The organism is Streptomyces sp. NPDC059828, from assembly GCF_042731955.1.
Taxonomy (GTDB): domain Bacteria; phylum Actinomycetota; class Actinomycetes; order Streptomycetales; family Streptomycetaceae; genus Streptomyces.
Window position 1 is genome coordinate 210,026 of the sequence record NZ_JBHWIW010000004.1, and the last position, 18,600, is coordinate 228,625.

18 protein-coding genes, 1 tRNA gene and 1 pseudogene are annotated in these 18,600 nt (G+C 69.5%); 7 read left to right on the top strand and 13 right to left on the bottom strand.

Going from position 1 to position 18,600, the window contains the following annotated elements:
- The first annotated feature begins 502 nt into the window (after window positions 1–502).
- Window positions 503–1,228 (top strand): bifunctional DNA primase/polymerase, encoded by a 726-nt coding sequence (locus tag ACFV6V_RS04265; RefSeq protein ID WP_385558817.1) that lies wholly within the window; start codon window positions 503–505, stop codon window positions 1,226–1,228.
- Window positions 1,229–1,877: 649 nt separating this feature from the next.
- Here the strand turns inward: ACFV6V_RS04265 and ACFV6V_RS04270 are convergent.
- The 3 genes from ACFV6V_RS04270 to ACFV6V_RS04280 all read right to left on the bottom strand — a co-directional run bounded on the left by ACFV6V_RS04270 (window position 1,878) and on the right by ACFV6V_RS04280 (window position 4,703).
- Window positions 1,878–2,846, bottom strand: coding sequence for a DUF5926 family protein (locus ACFV6V_RS04270; RefSeq protein ID WP_385558820.1), 969 nt, complete (start codon window positions 2,844–2,846; stop codon window positions 1,878–1,880).
- A 375-nt stretch (window positions 2,847–3,221) separates the two neighbouring features.
- On the bottom strand, window positions 3,222–3,851 hold the full coding sequence (locus tag ACFV6V_RS04275) for an ATP-binding protein (protein WP_385558823.1): 630 nt from the start codon (window positions 3,849–3,851) through the stop codon (window positions 3,222–3,224).
- Window positions 3,852–3,911: 60 nt separating this feature from the next.
- Complete coding sequence (locus ACFV6V_RS04280) at window positions 3,912–4,703, bottom strand: glycerophosphodiester phosphodiesterase (RefSeq protein ID WP_385558826.1); 792 nt, start codon at window positions 4,701–4,703, stop codon at window positions 3,912–3,914.
- A gap of 170 nt (window positions 4,704–4,873) precedes the next feature.
- Between ACFV6V_RS04280 and ACFV6V_RS04285 the strand changes: the two genes are divergently transcribed.
- The gene (locus ACFV6V_RS04285; RefSeq protein WP_385558829.1) at window positions 4,874–6,346 is read left to right on the top strand and encodes a S1C family serine protease; all 1,473 of its coding nucleotides are present in this window, start codon (window positions 4,874–4,876) and stop codon (window positions 6,344–6,346) included.
- 85 nt (window positions 6,347–6,431) lie between these two features.
- Here the strand turns inward: ACFV6V_RS04285 and ACFV6V_RS04290 are convergent, their stop codons facing one another.
- Window positions 6,432–7,571, bottom strand: a complete 1,140-nt coding sequence (locus ACFV6V_RS04290) for a glutathione-independent formaldehyde dehydrogenase (protein ID WP_385558832.1) — start codon at window positions 7,569–7,571, stop codon at window positions 6,432–6,434.
- A 197-nt stretch (window positions 7,572–7,768) separates the two neighbouring features.
- On the opposite strand from ACFV6V_RS04290, the gene ACFV6V_RS04295 reads away from it, so the two are divergent.
- The 3 genes from ACFV6V_RS04295 to ACFV6V_RS04305 all read left to right on the top strand — a co-directional run bounded on the left by ACFV6V_RS04295 (window position 7,769) and on the right by ACFV6V_RS04305 (window position 8,952).
- Window positions 7,769–7,960, top strand: coding sequence for a hypothetical protein (locus tag ACFV6V_RS04295; RefSeq protein ID WP_030931808.1), 192 nt, complete (start codon window positions 7,769–7,771; stop codon window positions 7,958–7,960).
- A gap of 69 nt (window positions 7,961–8,029) precedes the next feature.
- A tRNA-Ser gene (locus ACFV6V_RS04300) sits at window positions 8,030–8,116 on the top strand.
- Window positions 8,117–8,520: 404 nt separating this feature from the next.
- The gene (locus tag ACFV6V_RS04305; RefSeq protein WP_385558835.1) at window positions 8,521–8,952 is read left to right on the top strand and encodes a hypothetical protein; all 432 of its coding nucleotides are present in this window, start codon (window positions 8,521–8,523) and stop codon (window positions 8,950–8,952) included.
- 225 nt (window positions 8,953–9,177) lie between these two features.
- Here ACFV6V_RS04305 and ACFV6V_RS04310 read toward each other — a convergent pair.
- The 7 genes and pseudogenes from ACFV6V_RS04310 to ACFV6V_RS04340 form a co-directional block, all read right to left on the bottom strand.
- Window positions 9,178–9,636: pseudogene (locus ACFV6V_RS04310) on the bottom strand (GNAT family N-acetyltransferase); the annotation flags it as partial.
- A gap of 134 nt (window positions 9,637–9,770) precedes the next feature.
- A complete protein-coding gene (locus tag ACFV6V_RS04315; RefSeq protein WP_385558838.1) occupies window positions 9,771–10,154 on the bottom strand; it encodes an amphi-Trp domain-containing protein in 384 nt (127 codons plus the stop codon).
- A gap of 96 nt (window positions 10,155–10,250) precedes the next feature.
- On the bottom strand, window positions 10,251–11,855 hold the full coding sequence (locus ACFV6V_RS04320; RefSeq protein ID WP_385558841.1) for an MFS transporter: 1,605 nt from the start codon (window positions 11,853–11,855) through the stop codon (window positions 10,251–10,253).
- Window positions 11,856–11,965: 110 nt separating this feature from the next.
- Complete coding sequence (locus ACFV6V_RS04325; protein ID WP_385558844.1) at window positions 11,966–12,208, bottom strand: hypothetical protein; 243 nt, start codon at window positions 12,206–12,208, stop codon at window positions 11,966–11,968.
- A gap of 42 nt (window positions 12,209–12,250) precedes the next feature.
- The gene (locus ACFV6V_RS04330) at window positions 12,251–12,730 is read right to left on the bottom strand and encodes a hypothetical protein (protein ID WP_385558847.1); all 480 of its coding nucleotides are present in this window, start codon (window positions 12,728–12,730) and stop codon (window positions 12,251–12,253) included.
- Between the two features lie 61 nt (window positions 12,731–12,791).
- Window positions 12,792–13,451, bottom strand: a complete 660-nt coding sequence (locus tag ACFV6V_RS04335) for a formylglycine-generating enzyme family protein (RefSeq protein ID WP_385558849.1) — start codon at window positions 13,449–13,451, stop codon at window positions 12,792–12,794.
- A 26-nt stretch (window positions 13,452–13,477) separates the two neighbouring features.
- On the bottom strand, window positions 13,478–14,044 hold the full coding sequence (locus tag ACFV6V_RS04340; protein WP_385558852.1) for a hypothetical protein: 567 nt from the start codon (window positions 14,042–14,044) through the stop codon (window positions 13,478–13,480).
- 519 nt (window positions 14,045–14,563) lie between these two features.
- Between ACFV6V_RS04340 and ACFV6V_RS04345 the strand changes: the two genes are divergently transcribed.
- The gene (locus ACFV6V_RS04345; RefSeq protein ID WP_385558855.1) at window positions 14,564–15,136 is read left to right on the top strand and encodes a lamin tail domain-containing protein; all 573 of its coding nucleotides are present in this window, start codon (window positions 14,564–14,566) and stop codon (window positions 15,134–15,136) included.
- 135 nt (window positions 15,137–15,271) lie between these two features.
- Here ACFV6V_RS04345 and ACFV6V_RS04350 read toward each other — a convergent pair whose 3' ends face one another.
- Both ACFV6V_RS04350 and ACFV6V_RS04355 read right to left on the bottom strand, forming a co-directional pair.
- Window positions 15,272–16,615, bottom strand: coding sequence for a peptidase (locus ACFV6V_RS04350; protein WP_385558857.1), 1,344 nt, complete (start codon window positions 16,613–16,615; stop codon window positions 15,272–15,274).
- Between the two features lie 277 nt (window positions 16,616–16,892).
- Window positions 16,893–17,909, bottom strand: a complete 1,017-nt coding sequence (locus ACFV6V_RS04355; protein WP_385558860.1) for a bifunctional DNA primase/polymerase — start codon at window positions 17,907–17,909, stop codon at window positions 16,893–16,895.
- 318 nt (window positions 17,910–18,227) lie between these two features.
- Here ACFV6V_RS04355 and ACFV6V_RS04360 point away from each other — a divergent pair, with 318 nt between their 5' ends.
- Window positions 18,228–18,557, top strand: coding sequence for a hypothetical protein (locus tag ACFV6V_RS04360; RefSeq protein WP_385558863.1), 330 nt, complete (start codon window positions 18,228–18,230; stop codon window positions 18,555–18,557).
- Window positions 18,558–18,600 lie beyond the last annotated feature (43 nt).

An 18,600-nucleotide genomic window follows, 5' to 3' on the forward strand; every position in this document is an offset into this window, starting at 1 on the left:
TTCCGAGTGCGTTGGGTACGTACATGGTGATGGCCAGGGGCAGTTGGGACAGCCCTGGAACCTGGCGGGGAGCCCGGGCGTCTTAGCCGCCGAGGCCACCGCGCCCCATCCCGAGTGGCGGACCGGATCCACGGGACAGTAAAGCGCCATGCACGCGCCACCCCTCGCCATGCGTTTAATGGACACAGCCCATCCCGTTCGGCCCTGCGGCGCTCATTGCCGCAGCTCATGCCTGTGGCAAGTCCACGGTGCGGAGCGGTGGGCGGAGGGCGTGAACGCGCAGTGAGTCGTATGGACACGTACGGACGTACAAGCGGTAGCGGTACAGCGGTACAGCGGTACGCGAGTAAGGCGCAGAGCGAAACGCGACGAGATGCACCCGAGATGAACAGCGGTACGCACGGCAGTTCGCATGGCAGCACGTACAGCAGTACGCACAGTGATGAGACGTATACATGGTGTGATGTGGCCCTCGGCGTTCAACGGAAAGGAACGAGCGCTCATGCGCGAGATCCCCGGAAGGCGACGCAGGCTCCGGTTCCGGCGGGACCAGCGGAACCAGAAGAAGGGGGCGCCTGCCCTGCTCGATACGGCGCTCGTCTGCGCCACGGACTGGCACTGGCCGGTGCTCCCCGGTGTGGGCCTCGGGCCCGAGGGGCGCGGCGGACGGGCACGTGGCTGCGCCTGCCCCAATCCCGAGTGCGTCGTTCCCGGCGCGCACCCTTTTGACCCTGGAATCCTGGCGGCGACCACCGACGGGCGCATGGTGCGCTGGTGGTGGACCAATCGGCCCAAGGCCCCGATCGTGTTGGCGACGGGAGGTCCGGCGCCCTGCGCGGTGAGTCTGCCCGCCGTGGCTGGGGCACGGGCGCTGGCGGCGTTGGACCAGATGGGAATCCGGCTCGGTCCGGTCGTGGCGACGCCGACCCGGTGGTCGCTGCTGGTGGCGCCGTACTCGATGGAGCAGCTCGGCGAGCTGCTCCACACCAAGGACTGGGTGCCCGGTTCGCTCCGCTTCCATGGGGACGGCGGCTATCTGGTGCTGCCCCCGTCGGAGGCCGGTACGGGGCAGGTCCACTGGGTGCGCGCACCGCTGCCCGGGTCGGCGCGGCCCTGGCTGCCCGATGTGGAGGCGGTCGTCGACGCACTGGTCGAGGCGAGTGTGAGCACGCCCGCCGACGGGTTCAGTCCCCCGGAGGCGGGCGAGGGGGCGTGGCTCACCTACTGAGGGGCCGCCCACTGAACTGAGGCCTGGCTCGTCTACCGAGCCCGGTACGGGGTTCGCAAGGGGGCGTGGCAGTCGCGAATTCTGGCTGGAATCGATATCCCGCTATGCCGCGCTGCTCTGCGGAAGCGGTGGGATGAACAGAACGGCGAACGATTCGCAGTGGTGTCGGCCCATGACCGGCACCACTGCGCGTCGGCTGAGATCACCTGAGAACACCTTGTGTGAAGCGATGTCTATGTGCCGGTCATCGAGTTCCCGGCGTTGAAGAGTTCGGCGCTCAGTTCGGGGCCGGGGGCGCTCTTCCAGGTTCTCGGACCAGAGTCGCTCTGCTGCGCTCCGTGATCAACTTGCGTTCCGTCGGGACGAGTTGATGGAAGCGGATGTCCGCCGATGTGGTGGGGACGTAATCCGGAAATAGCAACGCCCGGTCGCTGGCGACGGGGGATGCACCAGCGACCGGGCTGTCAGAACCGTAACAAGAGATCGGCTGTTCGCAAATTCGATCTCGGGTATTCGGACACCGAATTACCGGTCCGTAGGGGTGTTTGTGACCGGAATCACCTTTCGGCTGTCAGGGCGGGCAGGAATAGCGCAGCCTGCACACACCGACCGCACGGTCGGTCAGTCAGCGGATCACTCCGGACAGGACCTAGCTGAGCGTCACCTGGCGGTTGGTGAGGCCACCCCGCGCACGGCGCTCGTCCGCCGTCAGCGGAGCATCGGATGCCAGCGCCTCGGCGAGCCGCTCGGCGAGCTCGGCGGCCGGCTTCTCGCACTCCTCCGCGCCCATCCCGCTCGGCAGGTCCCAGACCGGGACCATCAGCCCGTGTGCGCGGAACGAGCCGACCAGGCGGGTGCCTTCGCCGAGGCTGGACGTGCCCGCGGCATGCAGCCGGGCGAGGCCGTCGAGCAGCTGCTCCTCCGGGTGCGGCATGACCCAGCGCAGGTGATTCTTCTCAGGCGTCTCGCACCAGTACGCCGCGTCCACGCCGGACAGCTTGACCGTGGGGATCGCGGCGGCGTTGGCGCGCTCCAGTGAAGCGGCGACCTCCGGGTTCGCGTTCTCGGCGGCGTCCGGGATCCAGAACTCGAAGCCGCTGTGGACCACCGGCTCGAAGGGCGCGTCCAGGTCGAGCAGGTCCTGGAGACGCGGTCCGTCCGCCGGTACCCGCTCGCCCGCGATCGGGGTGCCGGGCGCGGCTGTGAGCGCACGGCGCAGCGTGTGCGCCATGTCGCGGCTCAGGTCGCCGGACGAGGTGTCGTTCTGAAGCGCCAGCAGTACGGACCCGGAGTCGCGGCGCAGCGCGGGCCATGCCATCGGCAGCACGGTCGCGAGCGTCACGGACGGTACGTCGTCGGGGAGTCCGCCCTTCAGGGTCAGCTCGACCGTGGCCGCGGGGACCAGCTCGCGCAGGGCGACCCAGTCGCATTCGCCGGGGAGCCCCTCGAAGGGGCGCTGAACCAGTTCGGTCACCGCGTGCGCGGCGGCGCGGCCGTGACAGGCCTTGTAGCGACGGCCCGAACCGCAGGGGCAGGGCTCGCGGGCCCCGACCACCGGGATCTCGCCGTCGGTGATCTGCGGTGTGACGGCCTTCGTCTGGGGGCGCTTCTTGGCCATGGTGTGGCTTTCTCCCGAGGGCTGCGGTGCTGTGTCGTGCCTTGGTCTCGGGCGCGAGCCTAGCCGTTACAGGACGTGCGCAGGCCGCAACCGGCGCTTCGTCGCCCTTCGGCGTCACCGCGGGCTGGTCTGGAAGGCCACCTGGACAGCGCTCCGGGTCCGGGCAGGGCCCTAAAGGCCGTGCTGCAAACTCCCGCCTGGCTCGCGGCGTCTGGCACGCGCACGCGCTGCGTTGTCGAATCGTCCGAGTACGCCCCGTACGAGGACGGCCTCCCCCTGCCTCCGGCGGGGGAACCCCCACCGCCTCGCGATCGCACGCACCGGACGCCGCGAGCCCCGGCCTTCGGGCGGACGACGCCAGTTCTCCAACACGGCCTAGGCGTGCTCGTGCGGCTCGTCGTACGCGTCCGTGAGCTCGAAGGCCGACCGGCTGCCCGGTACCCCCGGGCCAGTGACGCGCGTAGCGAAATCGTCGTGGTGGTGCCCCCCGTGTACAAGCGCCCACACGGTGACCTCGCCGGCCGCGCTGTCCCGTACACCCCAGTCGTGGGCGAGTGCACTGATGATGTTGAGCCCCCGGCCGCCGCGCGCGGTGACCGAAGGCGTGGCCGGAACCGGGCGGGTCGGACCACCCCCGTCCGTCACCTCGACGGTCAGGCTCCCTGCCGGGTCGACGTGCCAGGCCGCACGGATGGCGCCGTCCCCGATCTCCGCCTGTCCCAGCGGCCTGCCGTGCCGGCAGGCATTGCTGAGCAGTTCGGAAAGGATCAGAACGGCATCGTCGACGACCGCTTCCGACACCCCGCCGCGTCGTAGCTGCTCACGCATCCGGCGCCGTGCCTCGCCCACGCCCGCAGGGCCATGGGGAACGGCCATGCTCGACGACGCGGGCACCTCCTGTGCCACCACCAACGCCACCCCCGAGACCTCCTTCACCCCACGCCACGGTGTGGATGCCCCAGTGGACTGGGCCGGAAACCGGCCAATGCTCGTCTGGTGACGCACTCGTCACATCCGGATACTCTCCGAACGCGCCGGTGCACTCCCTGTAGTTGCGCGGGGCGCTCAGCTGCGGCCCAGCTGCTCCAGGACCTGCTTCGGCCGGTTGGTGATGATCGCCTCGACACCGAGGCCCACGCAGAATTCGACGTCCTCGGGCTCGTTGACCGTCCAGACGTGCACCTGGTGACCGGCCGCGTGCAGCCGCTCCACATAAGAGGGGTGGTTGCGTACGAGGCGGATACCCGGTCCGGCGATCCGCGCTCCCGCGGGGAGGCGGGCCTCGCGGGCACGCAGCGGCAGGAACTGCATCAGCGAGACCGTCGGGATCTGCGGTGCCGCGGCGGCGATCCGGTGCAGCGAACGCGCCGAGAAGCTCATGACGCGCACCGGGGACTCCTCGTGCGCGGAGGGAGCGTCCAGGCCGAACCGCTTCAGCAGGTGGACCAGGCGCTCTTCCACCTGGCCCGCCCAGCGGGTGGGGTGCTTGGTCTCGATGGCCAGTTGGACCGGCCGCCCGGCGTCGGCGACCAGCCCCAGCAGGCGCTCCAGGGTCAGCACGGAGGTGAACTCGCGATCGCCCCAGTCGGGGCTCTCCTCGCTGTCCTTCCAGGATCCGAAGTCGAGGGCGGACAACTCGGCCAGCTCCAGGGCGGAGACGGCCCCGCGGCCGTTCGACGTACGGTTGACACGACGGTCGTGCACACAGACGAGGTGCCCGTCGGCGGTGAGCCGGACATCGCACTCGAGGGCGTCGGCCCCGTCCTCTATGGCCTTCACATACGCGGCCAGGGTGTGCTCCGGAGCGTCCTCCGATGCGCCTCGATGGGCGACGACCTGAATCGGGAGTTGTGTCACCGCGTCATGGTGTCACTGTCTGAAAGACGCCATCACGCCGCGCCGCGCCCCTGCCCGCAATGTCCGTGATAAGGGTTGCGCGGATATGCACAGGTCCTGCTTACAGTGGCCTGACAGGCAGTGGGAAAAGCTGTGCACCTGACACTGACACGCATATCGAGGAGACAGCTGTGAGCACCGAGAACGAGGGCAACGAGGGCACCACGGGCCCCGCGGGTCAGACCGCCCCGTCCGTACCTCCCATGCCCCCTTCAGTGCCGTCGGCCGCTCCCGACCACTCCGGTCACGCGGATCACCGTGGCCACGCCGACCACTACGGCCAGCCTGGCCGGCCCGGCCCCGCGGCCACGGAGGCGCCGACGCAGCAGATGCCGCCCGCGCCGCCGACTCATCCGACGCAGCAGATGCCGCCTGTGCCGCCGGCAACGCCCCCCGCGGCCGGCCACGCTTCCGGGGGCTGGCCGCCACCCGCCGCGCCCTGGGGGGCGGCGGCACCGGGCGGCGTACCCGCGTCCGGACCGAAGGGCCGTGGCAGTGGTCTCGTCGCGGCCGTGATCGCCGCCGCGCTCATCGCCGGAGGCGTGGGCGGCGGCGTCGGCTACTGGGCCGCGGAGCACAGCGACCGCAGCGGTGTCTCGACGACCGTCTCCGCGGGCGACGCCCCCGCCGACTTCAAGCGCGAACCGGGCACGGTCGCCGCCGTCGCCGGCAAGGCGCTGCCGAGCGTCGTCACCATCGAGGCGAAGTCCGGGAGCACCCAGGGCGAGGGCGGCACGGGCACCGGCTTCGTATACGACAAGGAAGGCCACATCCTCACCAACAACCACGTGGTGGCCTCCGCGGCCGAGGGCGGTGAGCTCACGGCGACCTTCTCCGACGGGAAGAGGTACGACGCCCAGGTCGTCGGACGCGCCCAGGGCTACGACGTCGCCGTGCTGAAGCTGAAGAACGCCCCCTCGGGCCTCAACCCGCTGGCGCTCGGCAACTCGGACCGGGTCGCCGTCGGCGACTCCACGATCGCGATCGGTGCGCCCTTCGGGCTCTCCAACACCGTCACCACCGGCATCATCAGCGCCAAGAACCGCCCGGTCGCCTCGGGTGACGGCTCCAGCGGCAAGAACTCGTACATGAGCGCCCTCCAGACCGACGCCTCGATCAACCCGGGCAACTCCGGTGGCCCGCTGCTCGACGCGAGCGGTGCGGTGATCGGCATCAACTCCGCGATCCAGTCCGCGGGCGGCAGCGGCCTCGGTCAGTCGCAGGCCGGGTCCATCGGCCTCGGCTTCGCCATCCCGATCAACCAGGTCAAGAACGTGGCCGAGCAGCTGATCAAGACGGGTCAGCCGGTCTACCCGGTGATCGGCGCCACGGTGAACATGAGCGACCAGAAGGGCGCCGTGATCGCCGCGCAGGGCTCCGGTGGCTCGTCCGCGGTCACCCCCGACGGGCCGGCCGCCAAGGCGGGGCTCAAGGCAGGCGATGTGATCACCAAGTTCAACGGAAAGCCGGTCGACAGCGGCCCGACCCTGATCAGCGAGATCTGGAACCACAAGCCGGGCGACAAGGTGAGCGTCACGTACCAGCGCGACGGCAAGGAGTCGACGGTCGACCTCACGCTGGGCGAGCGCAAGGGCGACAACTGAGGCTGACGCTGAGGTGATGTGACATGCGGAGGGGCTGCCGACCGGGTCGGCAGCCCCTCTCGCCTCTCTTCCTCTCCACTCCAGGTCAGGTGTTCGGGTGCAACACGACCTTGGTGTAGCCCTCGATCCGCTTGTCGAACTTGTCGTACGCCGACGGCGCCTGGTCCAGCGGCAGTTCATGGGAGACGACGAAGCTGGGCTTCGCCCTGCCCTCGATGATCATGTCCCTCAGATAGCGGTTGTAGCGCTTGACATTGCACTGGCCGGTGCCCATCCGCAGGCCCTTCTCGAAGAGCTTGCCGATCGAGACCAGCAGCATCCCGTGCTTGGCCTGCTCGTCGGGTCCTCCCGGGTCGGCGGGTACGTAAAGCCCGGGTACACCCAGTGCGCCGGTCGCCCGTACCGTGCCGACCAGCGAATTCAGCACGGTCGCCGGCTCTTCCTTGTCCTTGCCGTGCGCCATCGCCTGATAGCCGACGGCGTCCACGCCCTTGTCCGTACCGATGCCCTCCGTCTGCTCCTTGATCTGCTCGACGGGGTCGCCCTCGGCGAAGTTGATCGGTATCGCCCCGATCTCCTCTGCCTTCTGCAGACGCTCCGGGACCCGGTCCACGACGAACACCTTCTTCGCGCCGCGCAGCAGAGCGGAGTAGGCGGCCATGAGCCCGACCGGCCCGCCTCCGTACACGGCGACGCTCTCGCCGGGGCGCACCTGCGCGAGTTCACAACCGTGGTACCCGGTGGGGAAGATGTCGGCGAGCAGCATGAAGTCGGTCTCGTGCTCGTTGCCCGGCGGCAGCTTCAGGCAGTTGAAGTCGGCGTAGGGCACCCGCAGGTACTCCGCCTGGCCACCCATCCACGGCCCCATCGCGACATAGCCATAAGCGCCGCCGGCGAAGCCCGGGTTGACGGTCTGACAGAATCCGGTGAATCCCTCGACGCAATTGGTACAGAACCCGCAGGCAACGTTGAAGGGCATGACCACACGGTCGCCCTCCTTGAGCGCGGTGACGCCCTGGCCGACCTCCTCGATGATCCCCATGTTCTCGTGCCCGAACACGATGCCGGGCTCCGCCGCTGTGCGGCCTTCGTACATGTGCAGGTCGGAACCGCATATCGCGGTGGACGTGACCCGTACGATCACGTCGTTCGGGTGCTGGATCTGCGGTTTCCCGACATCCTCGACCGCGACGGTGAACGGTCCCTTGTAGACGACGGCCTTCATGCCTGCCACCTCCGTTCGGCGATGCATGTGTGCTTGCCGCCCCCCGCCCGCGTCCCGCCCGCGCCCGCGCTTCGCGTGACCCATCTCTCATGATTCTCCGACCTTCCGTAACGGACAACCCGGTAATGTCGGAATGAATCCCAGAAGCCCTGGTGAGTCCGGCTATGTACCGAGGAAACGGAAAGTGAGGGCGAGGAGTGGCAGCACAGAGACTCGGGACCCTGCTCGTCCCCGTCCCCGGCCTGTCCGGTACCACCTACCCACCCGGCACGACGGTGACGGTCCGTGGCCGCGGCGCCACGGTGGACGCCTTCGTCAACGGTGACTGGCTCCCCCTGTCGTGGTGGGAGTTCTCCGACGGCCTCCGCGAGGACATCGCCGACCGTTGACCAAGCCCCACGCACGGTGCCCCAGCCGGTAGGCTGTAGCCCGCTCCGCAGCAGGTGATGCGGGGCTTGGGTGGGTTGCCCGAGCGGCCTAAGGGAACGGTCTTGAAAACCGTCGTGGCAGCGATGTCACCGTGGGTTCAAATCCCACACCCACCGCAGGTGATCGGCCCTTGACCAGGCATCTCGGTCAGGGGCCGTTCGCTATCGTCTACCCGCCGGTGACCGCCTGTTCCCCGCTGCTTCCCGGTCGAACGGGCACGGGAAGGGCACGGCCACCTCTAGTCCGCTGGACGTTGGCCGGCCCGGGGTGCCGTGCGCAGGACGCCACTGCGTGCAGTTCGACGGGCTCGGATCGACCGGTGTGGAGTTGCGCTTCTCGTTTGGACTGGTGACGGCGACTGACGGCCGAGCACCGAGCAGTGCGGTAGGAGTTCGCGGTCTCCCCATGGCGGGTTGCAGTCGCGGTGCCAAAGGATTGCGGTGATCCTGTCAGGGGAGCGTGGCTGGCTTCGCATGGGCGTTGTGAGTCGGTGGCCGCGCTGTACAGGAAGGCGGCGGCCATGGCAGCGACGCCGAACGAGACACGGCGAGGGCACGGCGGGCCCGACAGCAGCGAAACTGTCAATGATGCGTCCCTGTTCGCCGGGACCATGCTCATGCTCAGCGGGCCGCTCAGCATTCTCATGGGGGCAGCCGGCATCGCACAGGGCACCGTGTTCTCCGCGTCCCGGTACATCTACCGGTTCGACCTAACCGCTTGGGGCTGGATTCACCTTGTGGTCGGAGTGGCGCTCATCATTGCTGGCCTGGGGATCTTGACAAACAAGAGCTGGGGTCGCGGGGCCGGTGTAGCGACGGCAGGGATCAGCCTGATCACCCAGTTCATGTTTGTTCCTTACTATCCGGCGTGGTCCATCCTCGTGATGGCACTTGACCTCCTGATCATGTTTGCGCTGACGAGGTCCCATGTCGGAACCAGCGGCGGTCGGTGAACCCAGACGGGACCACTGCCGGTGGGAACCATGACGGGCGAGAGCCGATCCAGCCCATCGTGTTGGCCGTTCCTGATACTGGTGGGCTTGCCGCGTACATCGTGGGTGCGTTGCTGCGACATGTCGGTGGAGCGGCTTTGGGCGGGAGCTGCCATGGGGCGAGAGATCATGGCCCCTTACGCTGACCCGCGAATCGGGCTGGCTCCTCGCCGCCTTCTGCGAGAAGCGCACCCCCGACTGGACGGCCAGGACCCGGGCAGATGCCACGTTGCGCGTATCGGTCTCGGACTGAACCCGGTTCAGGTCCAGTGTGTCGAATGCCCACTGCAGCAAGGCGTGCGCGGCCTCCGTCGCGTAGCCGTGGCCCCACATCGCATCGTCGAGGACGTAGCCCAATGACGCGCTGCGGTAGTCCGGGTTCCATCCGGTCAGACCGCACCAGCCGACGAAGGCCCCGTCCGAAGCACCGTCGATGGCCACCCGTGCCCCGGTGCCTTCGTCCGCCATCTTCCGGCACATCGCGATGAAGCGCTCGGCTCGGGCCCGTTCGTTCCACGGCGGGGAGTCCCAGTAGCGCATCACGTAGGTGCTGCTGTGCAGCGCGAAGAGGGGGTCCGCGTCGGCGTCGGTGAAGGGGCGCAGTCGCAGGCCAGCGGTGTGCAGTAGGGGGGTGGCCAGAGTCATGCGCACCATCGTGCGCCCTTATGGGGCGGGCAGGGTGCCGAATTCTCGGTCCCGGTCCGGTCCGAACGACCGTACTTCTGTCACCCGGCCCCAGGTCCGGTCGCTGTCGACGTGAGGCGCCACTCGGTCGTCGTTCAGCCCCGTCCGGATGAGCGCGTTCGCGCGGGGCTGCTGGACTTCTTGGCGGACCGTTTCGCGGGTTTCCGGCTGGGGACGGCGGGGGTGCTCCTTCGCCTGGCCCCGGCCCCCTCCGGGGTTGCCGCCGCTTTTGACGGCGCTGGTCGGGCGGCCCGAGCGGTAGGCCACTTGAATTCGATCTCCAGCTCGATGCCCTCACTGCTGACCTCGACCTCTATCTCGCTTCGAAGATCGTCGGGGATCCGCAAGCTCAGCTTCCCGGGGCCGAGTTCCAGCTCGGCGTCCTCGCCCTGCCGGAGGGCGGCCGCGAGCGACTCGAGTTGATCAGCTGCCTCGTGGCGGGACAGCGAGCGCTTCTGCTCAAACTTGAGGTCCTTCATCGTGTCTCCGATGCAGCCTGGACAGCCGGTACTGCCAATTTTCCCGCCATGTGACGAATCGGACATCTCGATGGCCGGTGCTGGTCATGGCGCGGCTCAACGGGGCTGGGTCGCCGGGATCCGCGAGGTGAAGAACAGCGCGAGGACGGAGGCGAGCGCGAGGACGGCGAGTGCGGCACGCAGGCCGTCGAGCCTTGCCTCGGCGTTCGCGTCCAGCGCCGCCGTGGCCACGTCCTCGCTCAGGCCTGCCTTGTCGAGAGCGGTCTGGAGCTGGGCGTCGGACATGAAGGTCACACCGCTTTGGAGTTCGACCGCCGCCTGGCTCTTGACCTCGGGCGGGACCGCCGGATTCTGCTGGACGCTGCTCAGGAAGGACGATGTGAGCGCGGCGATCAGGATCGATCCCGCGAGCGCCGTACCGATCGAGGCACCGAGGTTGGTGACGGCGTTCTGGATTCCGCCCACTTCCGCGCTGCGCTCGTCCGGCACCGCGGACACCGTGACCGACCCGAGCTGGGACGCCAGCGCACCCATGCCGAGCCCGATCAGCAGGAGGGGGATCGTGACGATCTCCGCCCCCGCGTCCGCGTCCAGCGCCGCCATCAGGACGACCGCGCCCGCGAGCAGCGCGAGGATCCCGAGCCGCACCACCCGCCGAGGTGAGACGTCGGGGAGCAATCGGGGGATCAGAGTCGCGGCCGCCAGCAACGACAGGGAGAGCGGCAGGAGCCGGGTGCCGGTCGCGAGTGCGGACAGGCCCAGGGCGACCGACAGATAGAGCGGTACGACGAAGAACACGCCCATCTGCACGAGGTACTGGAAGAAGAACATGGTCAGGCCGCCGGTGAGCTGTCTGTTTCCCAGCATGGCCGGGTCGATGAGCGGCTCCTTGCGCCGCTTCGTGAGGCGGGCCTCCCAGCGGAGGAAGAGCCAGACCAGGAGCAGACCTGCCAGCATCAGCCATACGACCAGCGAGACACCGAGCCAGGCAGGTGCGCCGGGCTTCGGCCTGAACCAGCCCCATTCGTCCGATCGGAGCACGCCGTAGACGAAGGCGCCGAGCCCGAGGGCGGACAGTACGGTGCCGACGAGGTCGATGTGCGGGCGTTCGGCGCTCGTGACGTCGGCGATGCGGCGGGCGAGCACCAGGATGCCGAGCACCACGAGCACCTCACCCGCGAACACCCAGCGCCAGGAGAAGTACGTCGTCGCCACACCCCCGATGAGCGGCCCGAGCGCGATCGCCACGGCGCCCGCGGCCGCGACGAGTCCATAGGCGGCGGGCCGGCGTTCGGTCGCGAAGTTGGCGGCCACGAGCGCCACGATCGCGGGGAGGATGAGAGCTGCCCCGATGCCCTCCAGGAGCGCCCAGCCGAGCAGCAGCACGGGCAAGTTCGGTGCGAGCGCCGTGGTGAGGGAGCCGCAGCCGTAGATGCAGCAGCCGGTCATGAAGGCGCGTCTGCGTCCGATCAGCGCCCCGATCTTCCCCCCGGGGATCATGAACATCGCCATGACGAGCGTGTAGGCGGTGATGGCGCCCTGGATCCCGGTCACCGTCGTCCCCACGTCGACGGCCACCGTCGCGATGGAGACGTTCATGACTGAGCTGTCGAGCGCCATGAGGAACTGGCCCGCCGCGAGCGTCAACAGGACCAGTCGTGCCCTCGCAGGTCCCGCGGCGGCACCTGCCCTGGTTGTCATGGGTGAATCGTCCCAGCCACGCGGGAGACGGGTCCCCGACCCGCCACAGAGGTCAATCGCTTGGCGGGCATGTGCCCGGTGGCCGTTGCGTTGCGGCGGCCGCGCGAGCTCTACCTCTGGGGTTGCTCCTGCGGCTGACAGAGGCGGTCCCTGTTCGGGTAGTCCGAGTCCTCGTGAGCCACCGGGAGGGGCCGGTGGCCCTCGGACCAGTGGTTGACCCAGCCGCAGACGGGACACGCGTAGCGGCCGTCGATGCCGAACACCTCGGTGCCACAGCGCTTGCAGTCGGTGCGGGTGATCTCTGGGCCGGTCCCGTCGATGTCGAGGGCGGGGCCTGGCAGCCGTCCGGTCATGCGCGTGACTGTACCCGTGCGGGGTGGAGTCGTGGGCGTCCGTCACTGTTCGGCGGTGAGTGCCCAGTGGACCGTGGTCGGAGCGGTGATCTGGATGGCCGCCGCCTCGGCGCGGGCCCGCTTCAGATGGATCTGGTTGTAGACGCTGTTCACCTCGTTCCCGCAGGTGAGAGGGAAGCTGAGGCCGATGGGCGCGACGGCCACCGTGAGCGTGCCCTTTCCCTGGCAGTTGACCTGCACGGCCAGCTTGCCGGTGCCGATCGGCTTCAGGGGCAGGGTGGCGTTGCCTGTGCGCGAGGCCGCCTGGACCACGGCCTTGCCTTCGTGGGGTGTGGGTGCCCGGGTGACGGTCTCGCCGTCTGTGTGTTCCGCATGCTCCGCCCGGTGGCTCTTCGGGGACGGGGCGGCACCTGCAGGCGGCCCTGCGCCGTCGCCGGTGCAGCCGCTGACGCCCCACAGAAGAGCGGCCATCAGCAGGCCCGTGGCGCTGAGGCGCGAACGCTCTCTGGCGGTGGTTTCCATGTGAGTCCCCCTCAGCGGCCGAGCCGGCCGCTTCTGAGCAAGTCTGAGGTGTCCGGTCTGATCAGCGGGAGCGGGCGACGCGGAAGCCGACGTCGTCGACCCGGAAGGTCGGGTGGCTGCGGCGGCGGGCGGAGGCCCGGCAGCTCCAGTGCTCGTCGAACCAGCCGCCGCCGCGCAGGACCCGGTAGGCGCCGTAGACCTCGGCGTCGTAGATGTCCCAGCACCAGTCCCATGCGTTGCCGAGCATGTCGTGGAAGCCCCAGGGGTTGGGCCGCTTGCCGCCCACCGCGTGGATGCGTTCCCGGGAGTTCGCGCGGTACCAGGCGATGTCGTCCAGTGGTCCGTAACGGGGCCCGGTGGTGCCCGCGCGGCAGGCGTGCTCCCACTCGGCCTCGGTCGGCAGCCGGTAGCCGTCGGCGGATGCGTCCCACTCGATGCCGTCACCGTCGAGCTGGTAGGCGGAGGTGAGTCCTTCGTGCGCGGACAGGGCGTTGCAGAACCGGACCGCGTCCCACCAGGACACCCCCTCGACGGGCAGTTCGTCCCCCTGGGAGGCACTCGGCCGCAGGCCGGTGACCCGGGCGTACTGCTCCTGGGTGACCGGGTGCGCCGAGAGCTCGTACGGCGCGAGTTCGACCGGCCAACTGCGCTGTGTACGGCGGTCCGACAGCGTGATCCGCCCTGGCGGGACGGCGATCATGTTCCCCGTGGTCGTGTCCATGCCTACATGATCGCTTGCTCGGTCGCTCAGGAGTAGGTCATCGGGCAGCCATGGCTCAGCGCGTGCCGCGCGGCCTGCCGGTACACCGCCACATAGAACGCCGCGTCCAGGTCCTTGCTCCAGGGCCCGGGCCGGGCGGCGGCCAGTTTCTCCGCCGAGCCGTTCGTACGCCACGCCGTCAGGGCCAGGGTGGCGCCCGGTGCCGGGATCTCCGGTGGCAGGGCCATGACTGCCGCCAGCCGTTCCATGTGCCCGAGTATCTGAGGGGCTCCCACGATCACGGTTTCGTCGTCCATGTCGTTCGCGATCGGTAGCACGATCTCCGTGTCGAGGGAGAGCGGTACCAGCACCGTCCAGTTGCCGACCGCGTAGCTCTCGCGCGGTGACAGGTGCTCCTCGCACAGTGCGCTGAATCCGTCCATGGGCGGGGACAGCTTCTCCTCGAAGGCGGGGCCCCGCCCGGGCGCGGGCTCGTACCGCGGCAGCCCGCGCCGCCCCAGCTCGTGGTTCAGCGCCGAGGCGACCTCGGCCCATCCGCCTTCCTGGTCACCGGACCAGTGCTCCGCACCGAGGTCGTACAGATAGATGCCCATGGCCGCAATGTAGGGCGCGCCTCTGACACCCGGGACACGTGTGCCGATCGCCGCCGTACGGGCGAGGCGGCTTCAGGATCCGTCGCCGTGTGCCGATGACAGGAACGGACAGGCAGCGTGTCCTGGCAAACGGGTGAAGCGAAACCGCACGTCAGAGCGGTGATCATGACGGGTGTGCGACTCCGTGAGGTCGGCGGCTGTTACAGAGATCCGGGCCGTCCGAGCGCGATGCCCTTAGGCCATTTGTGGCACTTTGGGGCAGTTGGTAACCGCTTGTTGTTGATTACTCAACGGGTCGATGTAACGCGCAGCGAACCCCTGGTAAGGGGTTGATGGCGATCGATGCCAGATGCAGGTGAGAGTTACGGAGATGTCCGGTTTTTGTCATCAGGGTCGATTTGGTGGCGGATGTCGGCGCCCGCCCGTCAGAGTTTGGGTCCTCGGCACCAGCCGGGAACCTGATCTCCCCTCAACGGCCCTGAACAGGGCTTTGCGGGCACGCTTTTGAGAGGGCACTTCATGTCTGCTTCTCGCCTTACCCGTCGTATCGTCGCCACCGTCCTCGCATCCGGCGCGCTCGTCGCCGCGGCAGCGCTGCCCGCGGCGGCCGACGGTCACCACCGCGTCGGCCGAGGCGGTGGCCTCAGCCACCTTGCCGACCTCGGGCGCCACCACGACGGTGGCCGGGACCACGACCGCGGTCGGGACCACGACCGTGGTCGGGACCACGACCGCCGCTCCCCGATTGTCATCGGCGACGTCCGGCACGACGGCTTCGGCCGTGACAACCGTTCCAACCGTGCCCTGAACTCCGAGTGGGTCGAGGTGAAGAACGTCGGCCGGCACCCGGTGAACCTGCGCGGTTACACCCTCTCCGACCGGGACGGCAACACCTACCGCTTCCGCAACCTGCGGCTGGACGGGCGTTCGAGCGTCAAGGTCCACACGGGGCGTGGTTTCGACAACCGGCACGACGTCTACCAGGACCGTCGCCGGCAGGTCTGGGACGAGCGTGACACCGCCACGCTGCGCAACGACAACGGCCGTGTCCTCGACCAGACGTCCTGGGGCCGTGGCCGCGACCACCGCTGAACCGCCGCACCACTGGAGTACTGAACCGCTGGACTGCCGAATGCTGATCCGACTCCGCTGATCTGATCCGCTGAACCGACGGTCACGTCGGCCCACGGCAAGGGGCGCCCCGCAAGGGCGCCCCTTTTCCGTGCGTCAGCCCCTGGCCGGCTTGCGCCGGCGGGACACGAGGATCGTCCCGCCACCGAGCACGACGGCCCCGCCCGCCGCGGCGGCCACCGCCGACAGTGCCGAGGGCGAACCGGTCGACGCGAGGGCACCGGAGCCGGAGTCCACCGAGGCGGTCGGGGTCGTGCCCTGGGCCTCGGTGCCGGAGTTCTGCGCCGGCGTCCCGTCTCCCGAGGTCCCGGCGCCGTCGGTGCCGCCGGTCGCGGCAGCCGTGCCCGGCGACCCCGTCGCGGTGGTCGCCTCCGTCGTGCTGGGCTTGCTGCCGGCCACGAGGAGCTCGAAGGGATACAGGGTGACGGCATTGCCCCCGCAGGAGCCGTCGCCGTTCTCGTAGTCACCCTCGACGAAGACATCGCCCTTGTCTGCGGGCGCCTTGGCGTCGATCTTCAGTCGCAGCTTGAGGTCCATCCGGCCGCCCGGCTTCAGCGCGCCGATCGAGCCGGTGTACTCGCCGTTCCTGACGGCCTGCCACTTCGGGGAAGCCGCCGTGGACCACTGCAGGGCGAGGTGGCTGTCGATGATCTTGTAGCCGGTCTTCTCCATGGAGTGGAAGGAGATGCGCGGCAGGACCTCGTCCAGCGTCTTTGTCCTGCTGCCGTTGGTCACGCGCACCGAGAAGTCGGTGGTCGTACCGGCCACCAGCTGGGCCGGCAGCCCCTTAAGGATGGTGGTCAGCTGTCCCTCGAAGTCGCACTGCTTCTCCAGGGCCGCCCTGGCTTCGGCGAGTGCCTTGTCAGCGGCGAGCATCGCCTTGACGGCCTCGGCCAGGGCGCGCTTCGCCGCGGCGGCCTTCTCGTCGGCGGCGCGGCGGAACTCCTCAAGGGCCTGAACGGTCTGCTCCGCCTGCTTGTCCGCGGCGGTTTCGGCGGCGGCGGCGGCCTGAGCGGCCGCTTCCGCGTCGGCGAGGGCCTTCTCCGCTGTGGCCTTCTCCCCCGGGGTGGCGGCCTCGGGCAGCGCGGTGACCACGGCCTTGGCGAGTTCGACCGCCTTGTCGGCCTGCTTCCTGGCGGCGCCGGCGTCGGCGGCCGCCTTCGCGGCGGCCCTGGCCGTGCCGGCGAGAGGCGTGTCGTCGGAGTGGGCGGCCAGTGCGGCGGACGACGCGCTCCGCTCGGCGGCGAAAGCTGCGATGTGCGCCTGGTGCGACCGCCAGGCGGCCTCCTCGAGTTCCCCGATGGAGGGCCCGTCCGTCGGCTGCGCCGCCACCGCCGCCACCGCTGCTGCCGAAGCCACTGACGGGGCGGCGAGCGCGGGAGTGGTGGACAGGAGAGCGACGGGAGCGGTCACGGCGGCGACGACGGCCGTTGCCAGCATGCTGCGGTTCTTCAACGATTTCCTCTGTGGTCCGGCGGCCAGGGGCGGGAAGTGCGAAGTGCGGGAGGTACGGAGTGCGGGAAGTGCGGGAGGTCCTGTGCGGCCACGGCGGAAACACTCACGCGGGCGCGCTGCCGGGTGATCGTATGACCGAAAATGCGGATACAGGAAGCGAGTTGTCCCGATCAGATCCACGGCGCCGCATGTACTCACCGTGGGCATAAACGATCAAAAGGCGCAGTTGCTTTCCGTGATCCCGGCGCTTCTGTGATCCATGTCATGTGCGGCCCCCGGCCCGCAGCCGTGCCGCTGATGCGATCGTCGCGCGGGCTTCACGCTCGCTGAGGCCGGCGCGGACCGCCGCGCCGACGAGGGCGCCTGCGAGGTCGTCGCCGATGCCGTTCTCGAACGCGCGGCAAGCCGCCCAGAACAGCCGGGTGTTGCGCTGGCCCTCGTCGGCGGCGCCGACGAACCGGACCAGTCCCTCGCCTCGGGGTGCCCGGTCGCCGGGCGCCGTCCGGCCGTGCGGGTGGCGCGCCGGTGGCATGAGCAGCCCCAGGAGCTCCCGAGGGCAGGGCGCGGGCGGCAGTGCGGCTGTGCCGGGAGCGAATCGGTAGGCGCCGTGGGCGGACACCGAGCCCGGTCCGACGAGATAGCCGCCGCTGCCCCGGACGTCGATCCCGGGCGCGAGCCGGCCGGCCGAGTTCGGTACGACGACGCCGGGCGGTCCGGTCAGCCACAGATGGCGGCCTCCGCTGGGCGTGAGCACGGTGATCGTCTCCGGGATCGTGAAGAGGTGCTGGAGGGCCAGCTGCCGCAGCGCGCCGAGCGAGTCCACGGCGCCGCCTGCGCCGGGACCGCCGCCCGTCGCCGCGCTCTTGGTGTCGAGGTCGATCCCGATGAGGTGGTACGGCGGCCGGCCGCAGGCGATTCCGTAGCCCGTGGCCCAGGGTGCGGCGGCGAAGAGCGCCCGTACGGCGGCGGGGTCGGTCGTGGCGTCGTGCACGCCGTGCCCCGGGCGGCCGCACTCACCGTGGCACGGAGCCGGAGCCGGAGCCGGAGCCGGAGCCGGAGCCGGAGCCGGAGCCAGGGCCCGAGCCGGAGCTGTGGTCGTGGCGGTGGCCGGGACAGGAGCCGGAATCGGGATCGGGACCGATTCCCGGGTTCGGCGGTGGGGCGAGGGGATCGCCGGGAGCTTGGTGGGAGACAGCGGGATCACGGGGAACCCGCGCTCGGCGGCGCAGAGCGCGTGGGCGAGGGCCAGGCTGGCAGCGCGGCGGACAGTGGTGGCCATGCCTTCCATGTTCGTACTGGTATTCGAATATGGGAAGGGTGAGTGTGTGGTGGTGCGGGTTGGGCGAAGGGCGCTGGAACGCTTCTTCATCTAAAGGGGGTTTATCGACTTGTCCTCACGCTTGAGGGGGAATCGGGTGCTCCGGGGTGGTTCGCCGGGGATTCGCTGGGCAACTCTGGACTCGCGACGTCGTGCACCACAGCAAACGCGACCGAAGCACGACGGGGGTGGTCGGCCAACTGCCTTGGTATCGGCCGCACTTCGATCTTCCGACTTCCGTCTTCTGTCTCTGCAATTCCGGTCCCTGGAGGAAATGACATGGCAAGCACCCGTACCGCTCGTACCGTCCGTGCCGCCCGTGCCGTCGCCGTTGTCGCCGCCCTGCCCCTCGCCGCCGCCCTGTTCACCGGCGTGGCCCACGCGGACAACGGTGCGATCGCGAACAACGGGTCGAACGCGGCGGTGGCCGGGGTGGTGGGCAGCGGTGTCGGTGGCGACAACCGCGGGAATTCGACGACCACCCAGCAGGTGGCCACGGGCGCGGGCGCGTCCAACCAGAACCACACCGCGAGTGTCAACGGATCGGGCCTCACCGCCATCGACCAGTCCACGGACAACATCGCGGTGTTCTTCAGCAGGCTCTGGTAGGCCGGCCCGAGGGGGGTTCGGCCGGGGGTTGGAGGGATGCGGG

Bases quoted from the DNA above. Each gene is read 5' to 3' on its own strand.
- ACFV6V_RS04265 (WP_385558817.1), top strand. From the start codon at position 503: ATGCGCGAGATCCCCGGAAGGCGACGCAGGCTCCGGTTCCGGCGGGAC.
- ACFV6V_RS04270 (WP_385558820.1), bottom strand. From the start codon at position 2,846: ATGGCCAAGAAGCGCCCCCAGACGAAGGCCGTCACACCGCAGATCACC.
- ACFV6V_RS04290 (WP_385558832.1), bottom strand. From the start codon at position 7,571: ATGAAGGCCGTCGTCTACAAGGGACCGTTCACCGTCGCGGTCGAGGAT.
- ACFV6V_RS04305 (WP_385558835.1), top strand. From the start codon at position 8,521: ATGGCAGCGACGCCGAACGAGACACGGCGAGGGCACGGCGGGCCCGAC.
- ACFV6V_RS04315 (WP_385558838.1), bottom strand. From the start codon at position 10,154: ATGAAGGACCTCAAGTTTGAGCAGAAGCGCTCGCTGTCCCGCCACGAG.
- ACFV6V_RS04320 (WP_385558841.1), bottom strand. From the start codon at position 11,855: ATGACAACCAGGGCAGGTGCCGCCGCGGGACCTGCGAGGGCACGACTG.
- ACFV6V_RS04325 (WP_385558844.1), bottom strand. From the start codon at position 12,208: ATGACCGGACGGCTGCCAGGCCCCGCCCTCGACATCGACGGGACCGGC.
- ACFV6V_RS04330 (WP_385558847.1), bottom strand. From the start codon at position 12,730: ATGGAAACCACCGCCAGAGAGCGTTCGCGCCTCAGCGCCACGGGCCTG.
- ACFV6V_RS04335 (WP_385558849.1), bottom strand. From the start codon at position 13,451: ATGGACACGACCACGGGGAACATGATCGCCGTCCCGCCAGGGCGGATC.
- ACFV6V_RS04340 (WP_385558852.1), bottom strand. From the start codon at position 14,044: ATGGGCATCTATCTGTACGACCTCGGTGCGGAGCACTGGTCCGGTGAC.
- ACFV6V_RS04345 (WP_385558855.1), top strand. From the start codon at position 14,564: ATGTCTGCTTCTCGCCTTACCCGTCGTATCGTCGCCACCGTCCTCGCA.
- ACFV6V_RS04350 (WP_385558857.1), bottom strand. From the start codon at position 16,615: ATGCTGGCAACGGCCGTCGTCGCCGCCGTGACCGCTCCCGTCGCTCTC.
- ACFV6V_RS04355 (WP_385558860.1), bottom strand. From the start codon at position 17,909: ATGGCCACCACTGTCCGCCGCGCTGCCAGCCTGGCCCTCGCCCACGCG.
- ACFV6V_RS04360 (WP_385558863.1), top strand. From the start codon at position 18,228: ATGGCAAGCACCCGTACCGCTCGTACCGTCCGTGCCGCCCGTGCCGTC.